Here is a 20,288-nt window from a genome sequence, read left to right as displayed (position 1 = left end):
AAATAAATAAGAAAAATAGCCATGTGTTGTAAACAAATAGTTTGCAATGTATCTTTGTGCTATAAATTTAAAAAATTAGAAATGAGCGGAATTTTAAATTCTTCGGTTGGTAGAAAGTTTGCTATGGCACTTTCGGCTTTCTTCCTTATGATATTCTTACTTCAACACTTCGCTATCAACATTACTTCAACCTTTAGCGCAGAGAAATTTAATGAAATTTCTCATTTTATGGGAACCAATCCGTTGGTTCAATTTGTGCTGCAGCCGGTATTAATTTTTGGCGTCATATTTCACTTTGTGATGGGTTTTGTGTTGGAATACAAAAACAACAAAGCCAGACCGGTTAAGTATGCTGTTAATAGCGGCAATGATAATTCAACTTGGTTTTCAAGAAATATGTTGTTAAGCGGTGTCGTGATCTTAGCGTTTATGGTTTTACACTTTATAGATTTCTGGATTCCGGAAATCAACACCAAATATATTCAAGGTGATATGAGCGGCGTTTTAGCCGAAGGTGAAGGCTATCGCTACTACGAAGAATTGGTTCATAAATTTGAAAGTCCGGTAAGAACTGCGGCCTACAGCCTTGCATTTATCCTGCTATCAATGCATTTATTGCATGGATTTAATTCGGCCTTCCAATCGGTTGGGGCTAATAATAAATATACTAGAAGCTTAAAGGGTTTTGGTAAGGTTTATGCCATTGGTATACCGCTGGGTTTTGTTTTTATAGCCTTATTTCACCATTTTAATCATTAAAAAATTGTTGCTATGTCTATATTAGATTCTAAAATACCTGAAGGTCCGTTAGCCGAAAAATGGACCAATCATAAAAGCCATATTAATTTAGTAAGTCCGGCCAATAAGCGAAACATAGATATTATTGTAGTGGGTACCGGATTAGCCGGAGGTTCGGCTTCTGCAACACTTGCAGAATTGGGATATAACGTTAAGGCGTTTTGTTTTCAGGATTCTGCCAGACGCGCACACTCAATTGCAGCGCAAGGCGGTATTAATGCTGCTAAAAACTATCAGGGCGATGGCGATTCAACTTACCGCTTGTTTTACGATACCGTAAAAGGTGGTGATTACCGCTCGCGCGAGGCCAACGTGCATCGCTTGGCTGAGGTATCTACCAATATTATCGACCAATGTGTGGCTCAAGGTGTTCCTTTTGCCAGAGAATACGGCGGATTGTTAGACAACCGTTCGTTTGGTGGTGTGTTGGTATCAAGAACTTTTTACGCCAAAGGCCAAACCGGTCAGCAGTTGTTGTTAGGAGCTTATTCAGCAATGAACCGTCAAATAGGTCGCGGTAAAATAAAGATGTATGCCCGTCACGAAATGTTAGACGTGGTCATTGTAGATGGTAAAGCACGAGGTATTATTGCCAGAAATTTAGTTACCGGAGAGATCGAACGTCATTCTGCCCACGCGGTTGTTTTAGGAAGTGGCGGCTACGGAAACTTATTTTATTTATCTACTTATGCCATGGGTAGTAATGTCACAGCAGCATGGAAAGCACACAAACGCGGTGCGTTTTTTGCAAATCCTTGTTTTACTCAAATTCACCCAACATGTATACCGGTTTCAGGCGATCATCAGTCTAAGTTAACTTTAATGTCGGAATCTCTTAGAAACGATGGTCGTATTTGGGTTCCTAAAAATATGGAAGACGCCAAGGCTATTAGAGAAGGCAAATTAAAACCGGTAGACTTACCGGAAGAAAAAAGAGATTACTATTTAGAAAGAAGATATCCCGCGTTTGGTAACCTGGTGCCAAGAGACGTCGCTTCACGAGCAGCCAAGGAGCGCTGCGATGCCGGTTACGGAGTTAATAAAACAGGCGAAGCGGTATTTTTAGATTTCTCAGCAGCCATTGTACGCTACGGTAAAGAACAGGCCCACGTTAAAGGTTTAGATGAAAATGATATGGCGCTGGTTAAAAAATTAGGTAAGGAAATAGTTGCCAATAAATATGGTAACCTGTTCCAGATGTACGAGAAAATCGTAGACCAAAACCCATACGAAACACCAATGATGATTTATCCGGCTGTACACTATGCCATGGGCGGATTGTGGGTAGATTATAACCTTATGACAACCGTGCCCGGCTTATATGCTATTGGTGAAGCCAATTTCTCAGATCACGGTGCCAACCGTTTAGGGGCTTCAGCATTGATGCAAGGTTTGGCCGACGGTTATTTTGTGTTGCCTTATACTATTGGAGATTATTTGTCTGACGATATTAGAACCGGTAAAATCTCAACCGATTTACCCGAATTTGATGCTGCCGAAAAGCAAGTTAAAGACGACATCAGTAAGCTAATTAATAACAAAGGCTCTAAATCTGTAGACTACTTCCACAAAAAATTAGGTAAAATTATGTGGAACAAATGCGGAATGGCCAGAAACAGAAAAGAACTCGCCGAAGCCATTGAAGAAATCAAAGTGTTACGCGAAGAATTCTGGAAAGATGTCTTTATACCGGGTGCTGAAAATGAATACAACGAAGAACTAGCCAAGGCAGGCAGAGTAGCCGATTTCCTTGAACTGGGAGAATTGTTTGCTAAAGATGCACTTGAACGCGAAGAATCCTGTGGTGGTCACTTTAGAGAAGAACACCAAACAGAAAACGGTGAAGCTTTAAGAAGACCGGAGTTTCAGTATGTATCGGCATGGGAATACAAAGGACAGCCAAGAGAGGCTGTGCATCATAAAGAACCGTTGGTTTACGAGAATATTGAAGTAAAAGAAAGAAGTTATAAGTAATTGTTGGGTTATTGAGTTATTAGGTTATTAGGTTATTGGGTTATTGAGTTATAAGGTTATTGAGTTATTTGTAGATAACATAATTAAAAAACAAATATAGATGGCAGGTTTTAAATCATTTGAAGATTTGCAGTGTTGGAAAAAAGCACGTAAACTCAGAGTATTTGTAAGCAAACAACTTATAGCAAAATTTCCTGACAACGAAAAGTATAACTTAACAAGTCAAATTAGAAACTCTTCGCGTTCTGTTGGCAACAATATTGCCGAAGGATTTGGGAGATTTCATTATCAAGAAAATATTCAGTTTTGTAGAATTGGCAGAGGTTCCTTGTTTGAAACATTAGACCATGGTATTACCGCTTCAGATGAAGGATATATCAACGACGATATTCTTATTGAATTAAGAATTCATCACGATAAAACACTTTTAGTTTTAAATGGTTATATTAAATATTTAAATGAACAGAAAAACACGTAGTTACGGATCTTGGTAATAACCAATAATCAATAACTTAGTGATCAAAAAAGAAAGCTATGAATTTAACATTAAAAATCTGGCGCCAAAAAAACGCTAGCGAAAAAGGAAAAATGGTAACGTATGATATAAAAGAGGTATCGCCAGATATGTCTTTTTTAGAAATGTTAGACGTACTTAACCAAGAATTAATTGAAAAAGGACAAGAACCAGTGGCATTCGACCACGATTGTCGCGAAGGTATTTGCGGTAGCTGCTCTATGTTTGTAAATGGCAGAGCTCACGGTCCTGATACCAGAATTACCGTTTGTCAATTGCATATGCGAAGCTTTAAAGATGGCGACACCATTCATATAGAACCATGGAGAGCTTCGGCTTTTCCGGTGATTAAAGATTTAATTGTAGACCGTTCAGCATTTGATCGCATTCAGCAAGCCGGCGGATTTATTTCAGTAAATACATCTGGCAATACCATAGATGCCAACGCTATTCCTATTGAAAAACACGATGCCGATCGCGCTTTCGATGCGGCTACCTGTATAGGTTGTGGTGCCTGTGTGGCCAGTTGTAAAAACTCTAGCGCCATGTTGTTTGTTTCGGCTAAAGTATCGCAATACGCTTTATTGCCTCAAGGGAAAGTAGAAGCTACAGAGCGTGTGATGAATATGGTAAAACAAATGGATGCCGAAGGTTTTGGTAACTGCACCAATACCGGCGCTTGCGAAGTAGAATGCCCAAAAGGTATTTCACTTGAAAATATCGCCAGAATGAACAGAGAATACCTTGCTGCCAGCTTTAAAGGATAATTCGCTGTTTTAAGCATATTATTGAATAAAAATCCCATGATTTCAATGGGATTTTTTATTTTAAGCACCTAAAATCAACTTGTGAGAACACCCATTTCAACATACCGACAACTTTTAAAAAGTCACAGTGCCTCGTATCAAAATATAAAAAGGCAGATTAATTTGCTGAGTGCCGTCAGACTGGTTTGGTTTTTGGCAGTTGTTGTTTCGCTTTATTTAACCTTTAATCAAACTTATGTTTTTTCGACCATTGGGGTCTTAGGTCTGATAGTATTTTTATGGTTGTTGTCTAAACACAGCAATTTAAAACACCGTAAGGATTATTTAAGCGCTTTAATTACCATTAATCAAAATGAAATTGAAATAGCTAATGGCAATTATCACCATCAGCCCAATGGACTTGCATTTCAAGAAGAACAGCATGCCTTTAGTTTAGATATCGATTTATTCGGAAGAGCATCTTTCTTTCAGTATATTAACAGAACAACTACTCAAGACGGACAAGAATTCTTGGCCAATTTGTTACTGTCTAACAACATTGAAGATATTCCCAAAAAACAAGAAGGCATTAAAGAATTATCGGAGATGACCTATTGGCGACAAGATTACAGCGCTAATGCCAAAATTATTGAATCTGAAAGCCATTCGGATGAGATTCTAAAGTGGTTATCTCATCACGGAAGTACGTTTAGCAAAACCCATCGAACTTTGGCCGTAATTTTTAGCATGGCATCTTTAGCGATTTTTAGTTTAGTGATTTTTAAAGCGCTCTCGTTAATATATCTAGGCTACTGGTTGTTATTTGGGTTATTTGTTTCAGGGATTTTTATTAAAAAAGTGAATGTACTGTCTTATCAAAGTTCAAAGGCTAAACAGCTCTTTAAATCTTATGCAGTTTTGTTGGGCACTATTGAAAGTACCAACTTTAAATCTGAATGGCTGCTTGAGCATCAAAAACATATTCAAAATCAAAACCAAAAAGCTTCGGGTTTGGTGAAGCAGTTTTCACAATTAATCGATAGGTTAGACAACCGCAATAATTTAATCTGGGCCATTGTGGCTAATGGATTTTTCCTAGTTGATATCTGGCAATCCTTTCTTATTGAACAATGGATAGTAAAACACAAAGCCAATATATCGCAGTGGTTCACAACGGTGGCGTTTTTTGACGCTTACAATAGCTTTGGTACTTATGCATTTAATCACCCTGAGTTTGTTTTCCCAGATATAAATAGTAACGACAACAATATAAAAGCTATGGAGCTAGGGCATCCATTAATCAAAGCCGATAAGCGGGTTTGCAGCGATGTAACCATTCAATCGCAGCAGTTTTTTATAGTAACCGGTGCCAACATGGCAGGTAAAAGTACCTTTTTAAGAACCGTTGGCTTATGCATTGTTTCGGCTAATTTGGGTTTACCGGTTTGCGCAAAAAATGCAGGCTACAAACCCATAAAACTCATCACCAGTATGCGCACCACGGATTCTTTAACAGATGATAGCTCGTATTTTTTCTCTGAGTTAAAACGACTACAATACATAGTGAACCAGTTACAAAATGAGCCATATTTCGTCATCTTAGACGAAATATTAAAAGGCACCAACAGCACCGACAAAGCCATTGGTTCAAAAAAATTTATTGAACGATTGGTAAAATCTAAGGCCACAGGCATTATTGCCACCCACGATTTAAGTTTATGCGACATTGAAGCCACCCAAACCGCAGTAAAAAACTATTTTTTTGACGCCGAAATTAAAAACAACGAGCTGTATTTTGACTACAAATTAAAGCAAGGCATTTGCGAAAACATGAACGCCAGTTTTTTGTTAAAGAAAATGGGGATTGTGGAGTAGGTTAGTTTTATTATAGTTAAAAAGACAACTATCTTTTTCTGATTTTTAACACAAAGCCCACAAAGGAGGCACAAAGTTCACAAAGGATAAAATCAACACCTTATAAAAAAGCTTGGTGTCCTTAGTGTAAAACTTAGTGCCCTTTGTGGTTAAATAGAGATGATTTTCTCCTAAAAAAACCGTTGACAAATTACCAAGCCTAAAAAAAAATCCCCTTTCAATATTGAAAGAGGATTTTATAATTCTTGTTATTTCAAAATTATGGCATGGCCAATAAACATTCTCTGTAGGTTATTACGTTTTGGTTCATAATGGCTAAACCTTCTTCTCTTGGTGTATCCATATCCATTTTTACTTCATCACCATTTGGCATATGCATTACAACTAAACCATCTTGTAAAGAGGCTAACTTAATAATTTCGCCATTTTGTTTTACGGCATTCCAGGATTTGTCGTGAGGCTTGTAGATAAGATCCATTTTTTGACCTTTGTCTTTACCATCAACGACGGTTACCTGAATACGGTTTTTAGTGGCAATCATTTCAAAGATGTTACCATCTTTTTCAATCATTTGTTTCTCCATATCGCCTTCTTCCATGGCAATTGGATTAGTCCCCGACCAAAATTCAATAACATTAAAAATAATAGCATCACCTATAAAAAATAAGCCGTAAACCGGTACAATGTTGAGTGCCCAAAATATCACATTGTCTAAAAATTTACTATCGGTTAAACCGTCGTTCCAATCTCTTAAATTGTTAAAAGCACTAAATGAGCCCAGGCAGTTGTTAAATAAAATGGTGCTCGATAAACACACGTACATAATGAATCTTTTCATGATATAATGTTTTAAAGTTGAACTTCTAAGTTAAAAAAAAATCCGCTTCCAAACATTTTGGAAGCGGATAATATTCAATTTTTTTCTACTAAGGTTAAGCGCTAAAAGGCTCTACAGACACAAATGATTTGTTATCTTTCTTTTTAGAAAATTTTACAACGCCATCAACTTGAGCGTGTAAAGTGTGATCTTTACCTTGGTAAACATTATCACCCGGGTGGTGCGTGTTACCTCTTTGTCTTACAATGATATTTCCGGCAACAGCAGCTTGTCCACCAAAAATCTTAACGCCTAATCGTTTCGATTCTGATTCTCTGCCGTTTTTAGAACTACCAACTCCTTTTTTATGAGCCATTGTTTTAAGATTTTATTGTTATACTTTGGTGTTGTTATTTTTCAACGCCACCGTCTAATTTGTCTTGTAATTCTTTTAATTCATCCCATTTGCCTTCAGCAGCTAGTGCGGCTTGCTTTGGCCAGGTTTCAGTTACAATATGAGACAATCTTGAACTGGCTTCAGTCAAAACAGTACTCAATTGCTCTGGTGTAGCTTCTGCTATTTTAGCAAAAGTGTCAAGTCCGGCGTTTACTAGTGCTTCAGCAGCTTTTGGACCGGCACCTTCAATTTTTGTTAAATCGTCAGCTTTAGCAGCAGATTTTTTAGCAGCTTTTGGTGCTTCAGTTTTTTCAACTTTAGGAGCAGCTTCTTTCTTTGGAGCAGCTTTTTCAGCTTTAGCTTTCGTAGCACCTGAAGCTACAATGCTTTCAATTAAGATTTCGGTTAAGGCTTGTCTGTGACCATTTTTAACACGGTATCCTTTACGTCTTTTCTTTTTAAATACTATCACCTTATTTCCTTGAAGGTGTTTTAAGACTTTAGCTCCTATTTGAGCGCCGTCTATAGCCGGGGCGCCAACAGTTACTTCGCTACCGTTACCAATTAAAAGAACATTATCAAAAGATACTGAGGTTCCTTCTTCTGTGGCCAAACGATGAACAAAAACTTTTTGGTCTTTTGCAACTTTAAATTGCTGCCCTGCTATCTCTACAACTGCGTACATAGCGTAACGTTTTTATTAATTAATTTGTTTTTGTGCTTTGGTTTATCCTAAAGCGGGTGCAAATATACTGCTAATTGTGTAATTTACAAATCTTATTTTTGGTTCTTGGGAAGATTCCAGCTATTTTTAAAGTATTGCATACAAGTTAGTGTAATAACAAGAGTTGTAGCCAAGCCCATGATAGCCACAACAACTACTACCAAGCCCACATGAATGGTTTTACCACCACTCATAAAGTCTACCAGTTGCGCAACAAATTCTTTATTAATTTCGGTGGTATACAACAGGAAGAAGATTGTAAATATTATTGTGCTTACACTTCCGGTTATAACACCGGTTGTAAAACCTTTGCTATAAGTGAAATTTTCACCCTGTTCATATTTGTAAAACCTTATGGCCTCAAAAATGCCAAAACCTACTATAATGGCATTAAAGATACTAAATGCAGGTTTGATATGTAAATTAAATAGACTTAGGAATAAAAAATATCCGATTAAAGAACCACTTATGGCAATTCCGAATCTAAAGGGAAGAATAATGTTTTTCATGGTTTTGGTTTATAATTTAAAAGATTAAGGATGTTCTGGCAAGGACTGATAAATTTTTTCAAAAGTTACTAAATATTAATGGTTTATTAAAAATTTTAATATTGTTTTCACATTATTAAATATTACTTTTCATTCTAAAAGATTTATCTTTACGCTGTAACAAATTCTTTAATTGTTATACTAACACATTGTTAAACAAAAAATAACTAAAACCCACTCAATATGAGAAAATATGTATTAATCGTAAGCTGTTTTATGCTAGCGAGTTTATTTACTTATGCACAAAAAGTAGATTTTGAATTGTATACCTTAGAGAATGGTATGGACGTAATTTTGCATCAGGATAATACTGCTCCTGTTGTAATTACAGCTGTAATGTACCATGTTGGTGCTAAAGATGAACAACCGGACCGTACCGGAATGGCTCACTTTTTTGAGCATTTACTGTTTGAAGGAACTCAAAATATTGAGCGTGGCGAATGGTTTAAAATTGTGTCGGCTAGTGGCGGCTCAAACAATGCCAATACTACAGACGACAGAACTTATTACTACGAGATTTTTCCTTCAAACAATGTTGAATTAGGTTTATGGATGGAATCTGAAAGATTGTTACATCCCGTGATTAACCAAATAGGAGTAGATACTCAAAACGAAGTTGTTAAAGAAGAAAAAAGATTACGTGTAGACAATCAGCCTTACGGCAATTTATTAGCCGAAGTAAAAAAGCTCATGTTTTACAAGCACCCTTACAAAGGTACTACCATTGGCGAAATGGAGCACTTAGATGCCGCAACACTTGAAGAGTTTCAGGCTTTCAATAAAAAATTCTACGTTCCTAATAACGCAACTTTGGTAGTAGCCGGTGATATCAATCCGTCTGAGGTTAGAAAAATGATAGATAAGTATTTCGGCCCTATTCCTCGTGGTGAAGACATTGTACGCAAAAAAATTGAAGAAGATCCTATCACCGAAGTTAGAAAAGGTACTGCTTACGATTCTAATATTCAAATACCGGCTATCATAGCAGCTTACAGAACTCCAAGCCAGAAAGAGAGAGATTCATATGTGTTAAACATGATTTCTACCTATTTAAGTGAAGGTAAAAGTTCTGTGCTTTACAAAAAATTAGTTGATGAGAAAAAAATGGCACTTGCCGTTCAGGCAGTCAACATTAGTCAAGAAGATTATGGTACTTACGCTTTGTTTGCTTTACCATTGGGTGAAGTAGAACTATCCACTTTATTAGCTGAAATAGATACAGAAATTGAAAAAATTCAAACCGATTTAATTTCAGAGCGCGACTTTCAAAAAATTCAAAACCAGTTCGAAAACAACTTCGTAAACTCAAATTCAAGCATTGCAGGTATTGCAGGCTCACTTGCAACTTATCATGTGTTGTATGGCGACATCAATTTAATCAATAACGAAATTGATATTTACAGATCTATCACTCGCGAAGAAATTAGAGAGGTTGCTAAAAAGTATCTCAATAAAAACGCACGCGTAGAATTGGAGTATTTACCTAAGAAAGACGAACAATAAAATTAAAAACACATAAAATAAGAAACATGAAAACTAAAATATTTAGTCTAATTACATTGTTTTTGATGTCGGTTGGAGCAAGCGCCCAAGTAGACAGATCACAACAACCTAAACCGGGACCGGCACCAAAAATAACCATTGAAAAACCTGCCGAGTTTAAATTGAATAACGGTTTAAACGTATTAGTGGTTGAAAATAACAAATTACCAAGAGTGTCTTACTCTTTAACACTTGATAACGGTCCAATTAAGGAAGGTAATAAAGCCGGAATTTCCAGCTTGTTAAGCGAAATGTTAGGTAACGGTACCACAAGTATTCCTAAAGATGATTTTAATGACGAAATAGATTTTTTAGGTGCTACTTTATTCTTTGGTTCAACCAGTGGTTACGCCAGCTCATTGTCTAAATATTCAGATAGAATTATCGAACTTATGGCCGATGCTGTTATCAATCCCCTGTTTACCGAAGAGGAATTTGAAAAGGCAAAAGAAAGACTCCTAGAAGGTATAAAAGCCGATGCGAAAAGTGTAGATGCTATTTCCGGTAGAGTTGGTAGTGCCTTATCTTACGGTAAAGATCATCCTTATGGTGAGTTTGAAACAGAAGAGACTATAAAAAACGTCACGTTTCAGGATGTTGTAAATTTTCATAAAACCTATTTTGTTCCAAATAAAGCTTATATGGTAGTGGTTGGTGATGTCACAGTCGATAAGGTAAAAGAACAAATCGAGAAAAATTTTACACCTTGGGCGAGATCTCTGGATTTTGAAAGTTTTGTTACTACACCGTCCTCTAACGTTGCTTTTCAACAAATTAATTTTATTGATATGCCAAGTGCGGTGCAGTCCAACATTTCGGTAACTAATAACGTTAATCTGCAAATGGGTGATGAAGATTACCATGCAGTGTTAATGGCCAATACAATTTTAGGTGGTGGTTTTGAGAGTTACTTAAACATGAATTTACGCGAAGAACACGGCTACACTTACGGAGCCAGATCTAATATTGGTACTTCTCGTTATGGAGCAGCCAGATTTACAGCCGGCGCTTCTGTTAGAAATGCCGTTACAGATAGCTCTGTAGTTGAAACTTTAAAAGAAATTAAACGCATAAAAACAGAATTAGTTGATAATGAAGCTATAAAAATAGCTAAGGCGAAATACACAGGAAACTTTGTTATGGCACTTGAAAGACCTCAAACCATTGCCGATTATGCTTTAAACATCAAATTAAATAATTTGCCTAATGATTTCTATGAAACCTATCTGGCAAAAATTAACGCTGTAACTGCAGCCGATATCAAAAGAGTTGCCAACAAGTACATTAAAGATGAAAATGCCAGAATTATTGTTGTTGGCAACGGTAATGATGTACTTGAAAATCTTGAAAAAACAGGTATTCCAATCAGATATTTTGATACCTACGCCAATCCCACCGAAAAACCTAAAAAGGCCGAAGTTGCCGAAGGTGTTACAGCAACATCAGTATTAAACAAATATCTACAAGCTATTGGTGGCGAAGAGAAATTGAGTAAAATCAGTTCATTAATTGTTAAGTACGAAGCGAGCGCTATGGGTGCCACAATTTTAAATGAAGAAAAAAGAATGAAGGGAAAAGTAGCTCAAAACATTTTGATGAATGGTGCACCAATGATGAGTGCGGTTGTAACTCAAGAAGGCAGTTTTGTAAAACAAGGTGGTGCTAAGCAACCATTTCCCGGTTCTATGGGCGAAGATATGAAAAACACAACCGGTTTATTTGTAGAGCAAACCATTCTTGAAAATGGTACAGCTAAACTGTCAGGCACCGAGAGTGTTGATGGTAAAGACGCTTACGTTGTTGAAGTACCGGGCGAATCTGTGTCATTGAAATTGTACTACGATATAGAAACCGGCCTTAAAGTTAAAGAAGCACAAATCATTACTATGGGTGGCCAATCGCAAGTGCAGGAAGCCTTACTAAAAGATTATCAGACTTACGAAGGTATTATGTTCCCAACTGTTAAAGAAGCAGACCAAATGGGTATGACCATTGTCTCGAAACTTATTGAAGTTGTTTTCAATAAAGACGTAAGTGATGCAGATTTTGAATAAATAGAGAAAATGAATGTCATTAAAAAACCGAGGTGAAAGCTTCGGTTTTTTAATTTAACGGTTATTTCAAAGTTATGTTGACAATGTAAAATATTAACTTAGTTTTACTAACTTTGTTAATCAATTTTTAAATGAGATAATCAGTAAAATTTAAGCATAATGAAAAAATTAAATGTTATTCTAACTGTATTTGCTCTGGCTGTAATGATGTCGGCTTGCAAGAATGAAACTGCTCCTGAGGTTAAAACTCTTGAAACAGCTACTACCGAAACAGCTCAGGTAGATGTAAATGCCAAGTTTGCAAAAGTAGAGTTTGGTATAGATGGGATGAGTTGTGCCATGGGCTGCGCTAAAACCATTGAAAAGCAAATGGCTAAAATGGATGGCGTAAAATCTGCCGTAGTTGATTTCGAAAAAGAATTGGCAATGGTAGAGTACGATGAAGCAAAAGTAACGCCACAGTCTTTAGAAGAAGCCGTAGCCAGAGTTGGTGATGTTTACAAGGTAAGAGATTTTAAAGTTTTAGGAGACGAATCTGCTAAAACACCTTGCAAAGAAGATTGCGATAAGGCCTGCTGTAAAGACATGACAAAAGAAGAAAAAATGGCTTGCGCCGAAAACTGCAACAAACCTTGTTGCGCTGAAAAAGCGTAAAGACAATAGACAATAAATAAATTATTAAAAAATGCCAATCAAACCGATTGGCATTTTTTATTAGATTAGTTTTAACCAAAACATTACACACAAAAAAATCAAAGCCACAGGTATTAACCAAAGTACAATTATAGAGTGCTCTGAGTTCTTTTTTAATTTAGTTTTGAGCACATTTCGTTTTCTTCCGGTGTAGGTCATCCAGTTTTTAAAATAAATGACCACGCTTCCAAAAATCATTAAAAAAAGAATTTTCGACCCCGATAAAACAGAGAGAGAGAGATTCATTTGTTTACTAAACACTATAAAGAATTCCATTATCAATATAAAAAGAGCTATTTGAATCAACGAGATATAGAATACGGCCAGGTCACCCGCTTTTTGCTTTATACGTGGTTTATAATAATTAAATAGGTTGAGATAGAGATTATCGAACATAGTTACAAATAACGGTTTAATTTATTGTCTTTTATTAATTATACACAAACTTCGATGTGTAAAATATTTATGAAGGAATATGAATAAGGATGATTTATCATGTCTGCTTCATTAAAAAAACCGCCTTTTCGGGCGGTTTTTTAATTATTTAAAGGTCTAATAATTAGTTACCGGTAACTCTTACGTTAGTGATATGATATCTTGTCGTGGCATCGGGGTCTGATCCTTGGTAGAAGAAACCAACGTGCATGGTGCCATCAACGCAAGACACATTTATTGGTCCAACAGTTGTAAACGACGAAGCAAATCCACCTGATGGCCCGGTTGGAATATTGGCATCTAACAGATTCCAGGTGGCTGTTGTTGGATTGCCGGTAAAGTCGGTGGAGACATAAGCTGTTAGAATAGTACCATTATCAAAATTAGCTTGTACATCAAAGCGTAATTCTTCTCCTGTTGTGTTATCCATGTTGATAGGTGGCGATACCAACCAAACATTGATTTCGCTGGTGCCTGCATTAAATCCAGACACTTGAGCGTATTTAACACCCGAAAAACTACCAATTGTAAATCGGGTAGAGCCGCCACTAACATTCACATTGGTCCATCCTGCTGCTTCTGCTGCTGCTATATTAGCATAAGGCTGAAAATCGTCTTGGTAAAATACAGCACCACCACCTGAGGGCGTAGTACATTCAAAGAAATCTGGGTCGCAACGTTCTTCGATGTTGAAGTTTATCGTTTCTGGGGTGCTAACCACTAAATTAAAAGCATCGCCAAAGAAGTTTTTGGTTAACACGGCATTAATACTTCCGCGATTAGCTGGTAGTCTTAGCGCTTTAAAGTCGGCAAATGTGCTTGTTTTTAATATAACGGAAGCACCAGAAGCACAGCTCTCAATTGGACGCTCACCGTCAAACTGATCACCACTTTCAGAAGCGAAGGTTTTAACCGGAGTAGTCAAAACATCAGCCCTATTAAATTGAGCATCTTCCAATTGTATAAACAGGTTAGTCTTAGAATTAGAAAATTGGTTTATTTCCATTACCAAAGGCACTATTGTTTGTACTTCTGCCGAACGGATGATTGTTTTTTCTTCGAAAGAAGCAGCAATTCTGCCTACTCTATTGCCGTCTAAGCTACCCAGTGCCAAAACACCATTTCTAATACCAACAGTTAAACCGTTGAGTTTAACATAAACCTTTCGTCCAACTTCATAGCGTACAAAGGTTGGATTAACATCTATTAAAATCTTTAAACCTACCGTTGGATTTTCAAAATTATCCTGAATCACCATTTCTTTAAAGAAGTTACCACCTTCATCAGAAGAAATCACAAAACCTTCCATATACTGATTTTGACCTTCTATATTAAATGTGAAAATGGTGTTTTCATTGGTGTAATCTAACGGAGATGTTCCGCCTTGAGCCTGCGCAAGTGCTCCTGCAACTGAGTTTATTGATACAATAGGGCCGTCTAAAGTTGGCTCGGTAATACTTAAATTAGGGGTGTTGAAATCGTCATCTTCTACACAGCCGTTTAAAACTACCAATCCGAAGATTAAGAGTAGTATGTTTTTAAATTTGATTGTTTTCATGGTTAAAAATTATATGTTGTTCAGCAATTGTTTTTTTAGAATCTTATATAGGTATTTAGGTAGTAGGTAGTGCCATTTCCAAAGAAATATCTTGGGCCAAAAAGTGGTCCGTATTCTCTTGACTGGTCTTCTAAAACGCGGTTATAATTGGCATTTCTGCTTTGTTCAAAACCACCGGTTTTAAATTGGGTGTTAAACACGTTGTTAATAGTGGCAAAAAAGCCGATAAAATAATCGCCTACTTTCCAGGATTTACCACCAATAACATTGAACAGGGTGTAATCATCAAAACGCTCTTGTCTTAATAATTGTCTGGCAATTTCAGGATCGTATTGGTTATTGGGGTTACCGTCAAAATCTAAGCTAAAGTTAGCAGATCTTGCCAGGTTACTAATATTAATGTAGGCGTGTGAAAAATAGTTTGCGGTAACTCCAAAATTCCAAAAATCAGGATCACGATATTCAAAACCTAATTGAAAAGCACGTTCCGGTCCACCAGATACATGGAAGTTTTTAAGTTGCGTAGTGCCATCGCCAAAGGTCAACGCACCATCAAAATCTACACTAGTTAAATACAAGTTGGGGTCGTTAGTAAAAACGTATTGACTAAAAGAACCGGCAGCTTTCAATTTAATGGTAGGTGTAACTTGTGCATCTAAACCAAATTCAACACCAATATTTCTACGGTCTACATTTGTGGTGATTTCTTGTACAAATGCATCGGCGTTATTTAAACCTAAGCCGGCTAAACCCTGGGTAAAGTAAAATCCAATATTTGTGCCGTTTTGAAAGCCTGCATAGTAAGCACTAATTCTACCATTTACTAACGGACTTCTATAAATGTATCCAAAGTCTACAGAAGAAATAGTTTCGCTATCAAGTCCAATTACAGTGGCGTTGGTTTGGCGAGCGTTGCTAAAAGAAGATCTAATTCCGGGAGCTTTTGTATAATGGCTACCATTAAATTGTAATAAATGTCTACCTGTAATTTTATAAATACCACCGCCTTTTACGCCGTAATTCGTAAAGCTTAATTTGTCACTTTTTCCAAAAGAGCCATCATTTCCTTCGCCAGGGAAAAATCCGTTTTCATACAAACCAATTCTTTGGTAGGTGGTGTTAGACACATTGGCACCAATATAAAAATCTATTTTATTGTAGTTAAACTGCGCTTGTACAAATGAGCTCACAACATCAGAATTGATTTCGTAATTATATTTATAACGTTCACCTTCACGCACAATTCGGTTTCTGTTTCTTAGATCTGATTGCGCAAGGTTTGCTGCGATTTCATCACTAATATTATTGTCATTTTCGTCGGCAAAGAAATCAACATCTAAATACCCTGTTCCGCCTAACAAATCGTTTAGTCTTGCAAAGTTTTCGCTTCTTAAACTGCGATAATTTAGGTTGGCATTAAGCCTGATGTTTTGATTAATTTCATGATCTAGGATGGTGTTAATAGTAAATTGTTTATCGGCTATTACATCTTCTAAAATGGCATATAAAGAATTTCCACCTTGATTTGCCAATAGTTGATTAGCGCCATAAAGCCTGTTCCAATCTAATTGTCCGTTTTGTCTAAATTCTTGTTCAGACAAATAGGCTAACTGGAAATTTAAAGGTGTAGGATTTGGAAATCTAAGTTGGTAGCTGGGTAGGTTTTGGTACCATGCAGGATCTGGGTTTCTGGCACCTCCAATGAATACCTCTTGGTCATTAAACTCTACTAATCTCGTACCACCATTGTCTATTCTGGAGTTGGCTATTTCACCAAACTGATAAGAGACATTAGTATTTAAACGTGTTTTGCTAGAAATATCCCAATAGTGGTTAAGCATTAAAACGGGTTCGTTTATTTCGCGCATTCTTGAGTTTCTAATTTCGCCGTTCAATTCACCCCAAAAAGGGTTGTATTCTCTACCTTTAAGTCTAAAGACTTCATCGGTGATTGCTGTAGATCTACCGCGACGGTTCTGCGCGTAAATTCCTGTAAAGTTGATACTGTGTTTGTCGTTTATTTTTTTCTCAACAGCAGCAAAAGCCGAGTTGGCATCGTACATAGTACCTTCAACAAATCCTTCGTCTCCAAATCTTCTGGATATTAAAAGCGAGTAAGACCACCCATTGTTCAACAAACCGGAACTATAGCTGCCCATAATACGGCCGGTATAACTTCGGTTAGCTGAAGCATAAGAAATTCTACCACCTTTTCTGTAACTTGAAGCGCGCATTAAAATATTATTAGTACCTGCTAAATCACCAAAACTGTAGTCGTTAGCTGTCATGCCTTGAGTAAATTCTTGATTTCTTTGAACATCATTTAAACCGCCCCAGTTACCCCATTGAGGTCTGCCATCAAATTGCTTGTTCATCTCAATACCGTTAATTAAAACTTTACCGTTGGCATTGTCCAAGCCTCTTGGTCTAAAAAATGTAGCACTAAAATCAAAGGCTGCAGCATTTAAAAAGACGTCTCTTGAAGACTGAAGTAGACCAGAAATATTGTCTACCAAACCATTGTCGTCTCCTAATAAATTATCGTCTGAAATGGCGATAATAAACATGTCTTTTTTGTCGCTGGGGTCGTAATCTAAAGTGATGGTATCAAGATCTATTAAACCGCCTTCGTTGATAACAATTGGAAACCTTTTAGTACCATAGTCAATCATTTCAACTTTTAAAATTTGCTCGCCCAACGGAAGGTTTTCAGTAAAAATAAATTCCCCAACGGCATTGGTTTTGGTTGTTAGCAAAGTTGATTCAATAGTAATGGTTGCGTCTGGGATAGGCTCACCTGTTGTTGCATCCCTCACAGTTCCTTTAACGGTGGTTAACTGTGCAAAGGCAGATGCAGTTAAGCTAATTCCAAACAGAAATAATAAAAACTTTTTTTTCATCTGTTCAAATTTATTGTTTTTTTACGGTCAGATGTAATGAGCAATTAAAATATCGGTTGTTAACAGCATAATTGTATTGGCTCATTTCATGCTTAATTTTAAGTTAAATGTTGGTGTAGTTTAAATAATTATTATTTAAGCGGTCAAATTTACATTATTTATTATAAATCCATACTTTTGGTTCGCTATTTGTATAGTGCATAACAATAACATAATATTAACAATAATGAAATTAGTTAAAATTGCTGTTTTAATACTGTTTGGCTTATCATATCTTAACAGCGTTGCTCAGGAAAAAAAGTTCACCATACATACTGTTGCTTTTTACAATTTAGAAAACTTATTTGATACCATTAATGATCCTACCATAAACGATGAGGCGTCTCCTATTATGGAAGCAAGCGAATCGCTTAGAGCCGAGATTTATATTAAAAAACTAAATAATATGGCCAAAGTGGTTGCTGATATTGGTAGCGATCTTTCTAACAATAGTCCGGCAGTTCTTGGTGTGGCCGAAGTTGAAAACAGACAAGTTTTATACGATTTGGTTAATCATCCTGCATTATTAGACAAGGATTATGGTATTGTACATTATGATTCACCAGATCGCCGAGGTATTGATGTAGCATTACTATACCAAAAGCGTTTATTTAGGCCTATTAATACCAGTAATCATGAGCTGGTGCTTTTTGATAACATTAGCAGACAAAGAAGGTACACTAGAGATCAATTATTAGTAAGTGGCGAATTAGATGGCGATTTAATTCATGTTATTGTCAATCACTGGCCATCCCGTGGCGGTGGTGAAGCCCGCAGCAGACCGGGTCGTATAGCCGCCGCACAATTAAACAAACGCATTGCAGATTCTTTATTTGCGTTAGACCCATATGCAAAGATCATCACTATGGGAGATTTTAACGATAACCCAACCGATTACTCTTTTAAAAAAGTTTTAAAAACAGAGGCAGATAGAGATAAGGTTGAGCTAAAAGGGCTTTATAATCCTTTTGAAAACATGTATAAATCTGGACTTGGTTCTAATGCCTATCGCGATACATGGAGTTTATTTGATCAAGTTATCATTAGCCAATCTTTAACCAAGAGAGATTATTCATCTTTTAGATTTTATCAAGCTGGGATTTTTAACAAACCTTACTTAACTAATAAACGCGGCAGATGGAAAGGGTATCCTTTTAGAAGTTTTGCTGATGGTGGTTTTACCGGTGGATACTCAGATCACTTTCCTTCTTATATTTATTTGATTAAAGAAATAACAGATTAATTGCTTAGGCTAACCAAGTTTGCCATGGAATTTTTGCAATTATTAAAACCAAAGCAAGCGTATAAAAAATAGCCAACATCTTAAACTTAGGTTTAGATGTTAGCTTCTTCTTGTGTTTAGAATAGCCAATGGTAATAAGCGCTATAGCAATGATCATGGTGGTTGGATGCTCAATTATTTTATCTCTAAGCGAAGCATTTTTCATAACTTCACCCATGCCGGTTTCTTTAATGATTCCTAAATAATCGCCCGCAAAAAACAACACTACTCCAATTAATAATTGTAAGTGAGAAACAATTAAGGTAAAAAGCGAAATTCTAAAGTCGAAAGCTGAAAATTCTTTTCCGCCAAATAATTTAAAAAGTGCATTAATAGTGGCAATCACCAAAATAATAAAAACTAAATAGGCCCAGTAAGAATGTAATGCTTGTAATGTTGCGTTCATGATGATTATATTTATAAGGGTTGTTGGTTTTGAAAAGTCGCTTTCAATCCGTTAATCATTTCTTTTGTAATGCTATCCAAATTATAACGGTATTGCCAATTCCAGTCGTTTCTGGCAAACGAATCGTCTATAGAATTTGGCCAGCTGTTGGCAATGTCTTGTCTAAAGTCTGGCTTATATTGAATTTCAAATTCAGGGATGTATTTCTTTATGCTATTGGCCAATTCTTCAGGATTAAAACTAATAGCCGCCAAATTATATGATGAGCGCAAGGAGACTGCATCTTTGTTAGTTTGCATCAATTTGATGGTGGCATCAATGGCATCATCCATATACATCATTGGCAAGGTGCTTTCGGCATTTAAAAAACATTCAAACTTCTGTTCTGAAATGGCTTTGTGGAAAATATCGATAGCGTAATCTGTAGTGCCGCCACCCGGCAAAGTTTTATAACTTATAATACCCGGATAACGAAGGCTTCTTACATCAACTCCAAATTTTTGGTAATAATATTCGCACCAGCGCTCCCCGGTGAGTTTACTAATACCGTAAACTGTGGTTGGCTCCATTATGGTTTGCTGAGGTGTATTCACTTTAGGAGTTGAAGGCCCAAAAACAGCAATACTACTTGGCCAAAATACTTTATTGATAAAACCGTCTTTTGCTAAATTTAAAACATGAAATAATGACCCCATATTCAACTCCCATGCACTCATCGGGTTTTTTTCGGCCGAAGCGCTCAACATAGCGGCCATCAAATAAACCGTGTTAATATTGTGACCGGTAATGCAGTTTTTTAACTCATCGTAATTTTTAGCGTCAATAATCTGAAAAGGTCCGCTTTTAACCAAACTTTCATTATTAGAATTGATATCGCTTGCAATGACATTGTATGTGCCGTAAATGCTTCTGAGCTTTTCAGTTAATTCAGAGCCTATTTGCCCTGCAGCACCAACAATTAGTATTTTTTCAGACATAAAATAAGC

Annotated in this window: 17 protein-coding genes; 9 read left to right on the top strand and 8 right to left on the bottom strand. The window is 36.6% G+C overall.

From position 1 onward, the window contains the following. The first annotated feature begins 81 nt into the window (after positions 1-81). The 5 genes from FJ651_RS04505 to FJ651_RS04485 all read left to right on the top strand — a co-directional run bounded on the left by FJ651_RS04505 (position 82) and on the right by FJ651_RS04485 (position 5,907). Positions 82-759 carry a succinate dehydrogenase cytochrome b subunit gene (locus FJ651_RS04505; RefSeq protein ID WP_140989223.1) on the top strand — a complete coding sequence of 226 codons (678 nt, stop codon included), beginning with the start codon at positions 82-84 and terminating at the stop codon, positions 757-759. 12 nt (positions 760-771) lie between these two features. Continuing rightward, a complete protein-coding gene (locus tag FJ651_RS04500) occupies positions 772-2,772 on the top strand; it encodes a fumarate reductase/succinate dehydrogenase flavoprotein subunit (protein WP_140989222.1) in 2,001 nt (666 codons plus the stop codon). 100 nt (positions 2,773-2,872) lie between these two features. Further along, positions 2,873-3,250 (top strand): four helix bundle protein, encoded by a 378-nt coding sequence (locus FJ651_RS04495; RefSeq protein ID WP_140989221.1) that lies wholly within the window; start codon positions 2,873-2,875, stop codon positions 3,248-3,250. A 56-nt stretch (positions 3,251-3,306) separates the two neighbouring features. Beyond that, positions 3,307-4,053, top strand: coding sequence for a succinate dehydrogenase/fumarate reductase iron-sulfur subunit (locus FJ651_RS04490; protein WP_140989220.1), 747 nt, complete (start codon positions 3,307-3,309; stop codon positions 4,051-4,053). 81 nt (positions 4,054-4,134) lie between these two features. After that, positions 4,135-5,907, top strand: a complete 1,773-nt coding sequence (locus FJ651_RS04485) for a MutS-related protein (RefSeq protein WP_140989219.1) — start codon at positions 4,135-4,137, stop codon at positions 5,905-5,907. A gap of 259 nt (positions 5,908-6,166) precedes the next feature. Here FJ651_RS04485 and FJ651_RS04480 read toward each other — a convergent pair whose 3' ends face one another. The 4 genes from FJ651_RS04480 to FJ651_RS04465 all read right to left on the bottom strand — a co-directional run bounded on the left by FJ651_RS04480 (position 6,167) and on the right by FJ651_RS04465 (position 8,354). Next, on the bottom strand, positions 6,167-6,745 hold the full coding sequence (locus FJ651_RS04480; RefSeq protein ID WP_140989218.1) for a DUF3332 domain-containing protein: 579 nt from the start codon (positions 6,743-6,745) through the stop codon (positions 6,167-6,169). 94 nt (positions 6,746-6,839) lie between these two features. Continuing rightward, positions 6,840-7,100: a 50S ribosomal protein L27 gene (rpmA, locus tag FJ651_RS04475; RefSeq protein WP_140989217.1), complete on the bottom strand. Its 261-nt coding sequence runs from the start codon at positions 7,098-7,100 to the stop codon at positions 6,840-6,842. Positions 7,101-7,134: 34 nt separating this feature from the next. Next, on the bottom strand, positions 7,135-7,806 hold the full coding sequence (gene rplU / locus FJ651_RS04470; RefSeq protein ID WP_140989216.1) for a 50S ribosomal protein L21: 672 nt from the start codon (positions 7,804-7,806) through the stop codon (positions 7,135-7,137). 92 nt (positions 7,807-7,898) lie between these two features. Further along, complete coding sequence (locus FJ651_RS04465; protein ID WP_140989215.1) at positions 7,899-8,354, bottom strand: DUF4199 domain-containing protein; 456 nt, start codon at positions 8,352-8,354, stop codon at positions 7,899-7,901. 222 nt (positions 8,355-8,576) lie between these two features. On the opposite strand from FJ651_RS04465, the gene FJ651_RS04460 reads away from it, so the two are divergent. The 3 genes from FJ651_RS04460 to FJ651_RS04450 all read left to right on the top strand — a co-directional run bounded on the left by FJ651_RS04460 (position 8,577) and on the right by FJ651_RS04450 (position 12,643). After that, positions 8,577-9,896: a M16 family metallopeptidase gene (locus FJ651_RS04460; RefSeq protein ID WP_140989214.1), complete on the top strand. Its 1,320-nt coding sequence runs from the start codon at positions 8,577-8,579 to the stop codon at positions 9,894-9,896. A gap of 26 nt (positions 9,897-9,922) precedes the next feature. After that, entirely contained in the window at positions 9,923-11,989 is a 2,067-nt protein-coding gene (locus tag FJ651_RS04455; protein WP_140989213.1) for an insulinase family protein, read from the top strand. A 159-nt stretch (positions 11,990-12,148) separates the two neighbouring features. Next, positions 12,149-12,643 carry a cation transporter gene (locus FJ651_RS04450; protein ID WP_140989212.1) on the top strand — a complete coding sequence of 165 codons (495 nt, stop codon included), beginning with the start codon at positions 12,149-12,151 and terminating at the stop codon, positions 12,641-12,643. Between the two features lie 598 nt (positions 12,644-13,241). On the opposite strand, the gene FJ651_RS04445 is transcribed toward FJ651_RS04450, so the two are convergent. After that, a complete protein-coding gene (locus tag FJ651_RS04445) occupies positions 13,242-14,675 on the bottom strand; it encodes a DUF5689 domain-containing protein (RefSeq protein WP_140989211.1) in 1,434 nt (477 codons plus the stop codon). Between the two features lie 35 nt (positions 14,676-14,710). Further along, a complete protein-coding gene (locus FJ651_RS04440) occupies positions 14,711-17,575 on the bottom strand; it encodes a TonB-dependent receptor (RefSeq protein WP_140989210.1) in 2,865 nt (954 codons plus the stop codon). 226 nt (positions 17,576-17,801) lie between these two features. Between FJ651_RS04440 and FJ651_RS04435 the strand changes: the two genes are divergently transcribed. Further along, positions 17,802-18,857: an endonuclease/exonuclease/phosphatase family protein gene (locus tag FJ651_RS04435; RefSeq protein ID WP_140989209.1), complete on the top strand. Its 1,056-nt coding sequence runs from the start codon at positions 17,802-17,804 to the stop codon at positions 18,855-18,857. Positions 18,858-18,861: 4 nt separating this feature from the next. Here FJ651_RS04435 and FJ651_RS04430 read toward each other — a convergent pair whose 3' ends face one another. After that, on the bottom strand, positions 18,862-19,302 hold the full coding sequence (locus FJ651_RS04430; protein ID WP_140989208.1) for a hypothetical protein: 441 nt from the start codon (positions 19,300-19,302) through the stop codon (positions 18,862-18,864). 11 nt (positions 19,303-19,313) lie between these two features. Continuing rightward, positions 19,314-20,279 carry an NAD-dependent epimerase/dehydratase family protein gene (locus FJ651_RS04425; protein ID WP_140989207.1) on the bottom strand — a complete coding sequence of 322 codons (966 nt, stop codon included), beginning with the start codon at positions 20,277-20,279 and terminating at the stop codon, positions 19,314-19,316. Between the last annotated feature and the right edge of the window lie 9 nt (positions 20,280-20,288).

Source organism: Paucihalobacter ruber (assembly GCF_006494535.1).
Lineage (GTDB): Bacteria > Bacteroidota > Bacteroidia > Flavobacteriales > Flavobacteriaceae > Paucihalobacter > Paucihalobacter ruber.
This window is presented reverse-complemented; position numbering and strand designations above follow the sequence as displayed.

What these genes read in the sequence shown, in the direction of transcription:
- FJ651_RS04505 (WP_140989223.1), top strand. Translation starts at nt 82, where the DNA reads ATGAGCGGAATTTTAAATTCTTCGGTTGGTAGAAAGTTTGCTATGGCA.
- FJ651_RS04500 (WP_140989222.1), top strand. Translation starts at nt 772, where the DNA reads ATGTCTATATTAGATTCTAAAATACCTGAAGGTCCGTTAGCCGAAAAA.
- FJ651_RS04495 (WP_140989221.1), top strand. Translation starts at nt 2,873, where the DNA reads ATGGCAGGTTTTAAATCATTTGAAGATTTGCAGTGTTGGAAAAAAGCA.
- FJ651_RS04490 (WP_140989220.1), top strand. Translation starts at nt 3,307, where the DNA reads ATGAATTTAACATTAAAAATCTGGCGCCAAAAAAACGCTAGCGAAAAA.
- FJ651_RS04480 (WP_140989218.1), bottom strand. Translation starts at nt 6,745, where the DNA reads ATGAAAAGATTCATTATGTACGTGTGTTTATCGAGCACCATTTTATTT.
- rpmA (WP_140989217.1), bottom strand. Translation starts at nt 7,100, where the DNA reads ATGGCTCATAAAAAAGGAGTTGGTAGTTCTAAAAACGGCAGAGAATCA.
- rplU (WP_140989216.1), bottom strand. Translation starts at nt 7,806, where the DNA reads ATGTACGCAGTTGTAGAGATAGCAGGGCAGCAATTTAAAGTTGCAAAA.
- FJ651_RS04465 (WP_140989215.1), bottom strand. Translation starts at nt 8,354, where the DNA reads ATGAAAAACATTATTCTTCCCTTTAGATTCGGAATTGCCATAAGTGGT.
- FJ651_RS04460 (WP_140989214.1), top strand. Translation starts at nt 8,577, where the DNA reads ATGAGAAAATATGTATTAATCGTAAGCTGTTTTATGCTAGCGAGTTTA.
- FJ651_RS04455 (WP_140989213.1), top strand. Translation starts at nt 9,923, where the DNA reads ATGAAAACTAAAATATTTAGTCTAATTACATTGTTTTTGATGTCGGTT.
- FJ651_RS04450 (WP_140989212.1), top strand. Translation starts at nt 12,149, where the DNA reads ATGAAAAAATTAAATGTTATTCTAACTGTATTTGCTCTGGCTGTAATG.
- FJ651_RS04445 (WP_140989211.1), bottom strand. Translation starts at nt 14,675, where the DNA reads ATGAAAACAATCAAATTTAAAAACATACTACTCTTAATCTTCGGATTG.
- FJ651_RS04440 (WP_140989210.1), bottom strand. Translation starts at nt 17,575, where the DNA reads ATGAAAAAAAAGTTTTTATTATTTCTGTTTGGAATTAGCTTAACTGCA.
- FJ651_RS04435 (WP_140989209.1), top strand. Translation starts at nt 17,802, where the DNA reads ATGAAATTAGTTAAAATTGCTGTTTTAATACTGTTTGGCTTATCATAT.
- FJ651_RS04430 (WP_140989208.1), bottom strand. Translation starts at nt 19,302, where the DNA reads ATGAACGCAACATTACAAGCATTACATTCTTACTGGGCCTATTTAGTT.
- FJ651_RS04425 (WP_140989207.1), bottom strand. Translation starts at nt 20,279, where the DNA reads ATGTCTGAAAAAATACTAATTGTTGGTGCTGCAGGGCAAATAGGCTCT.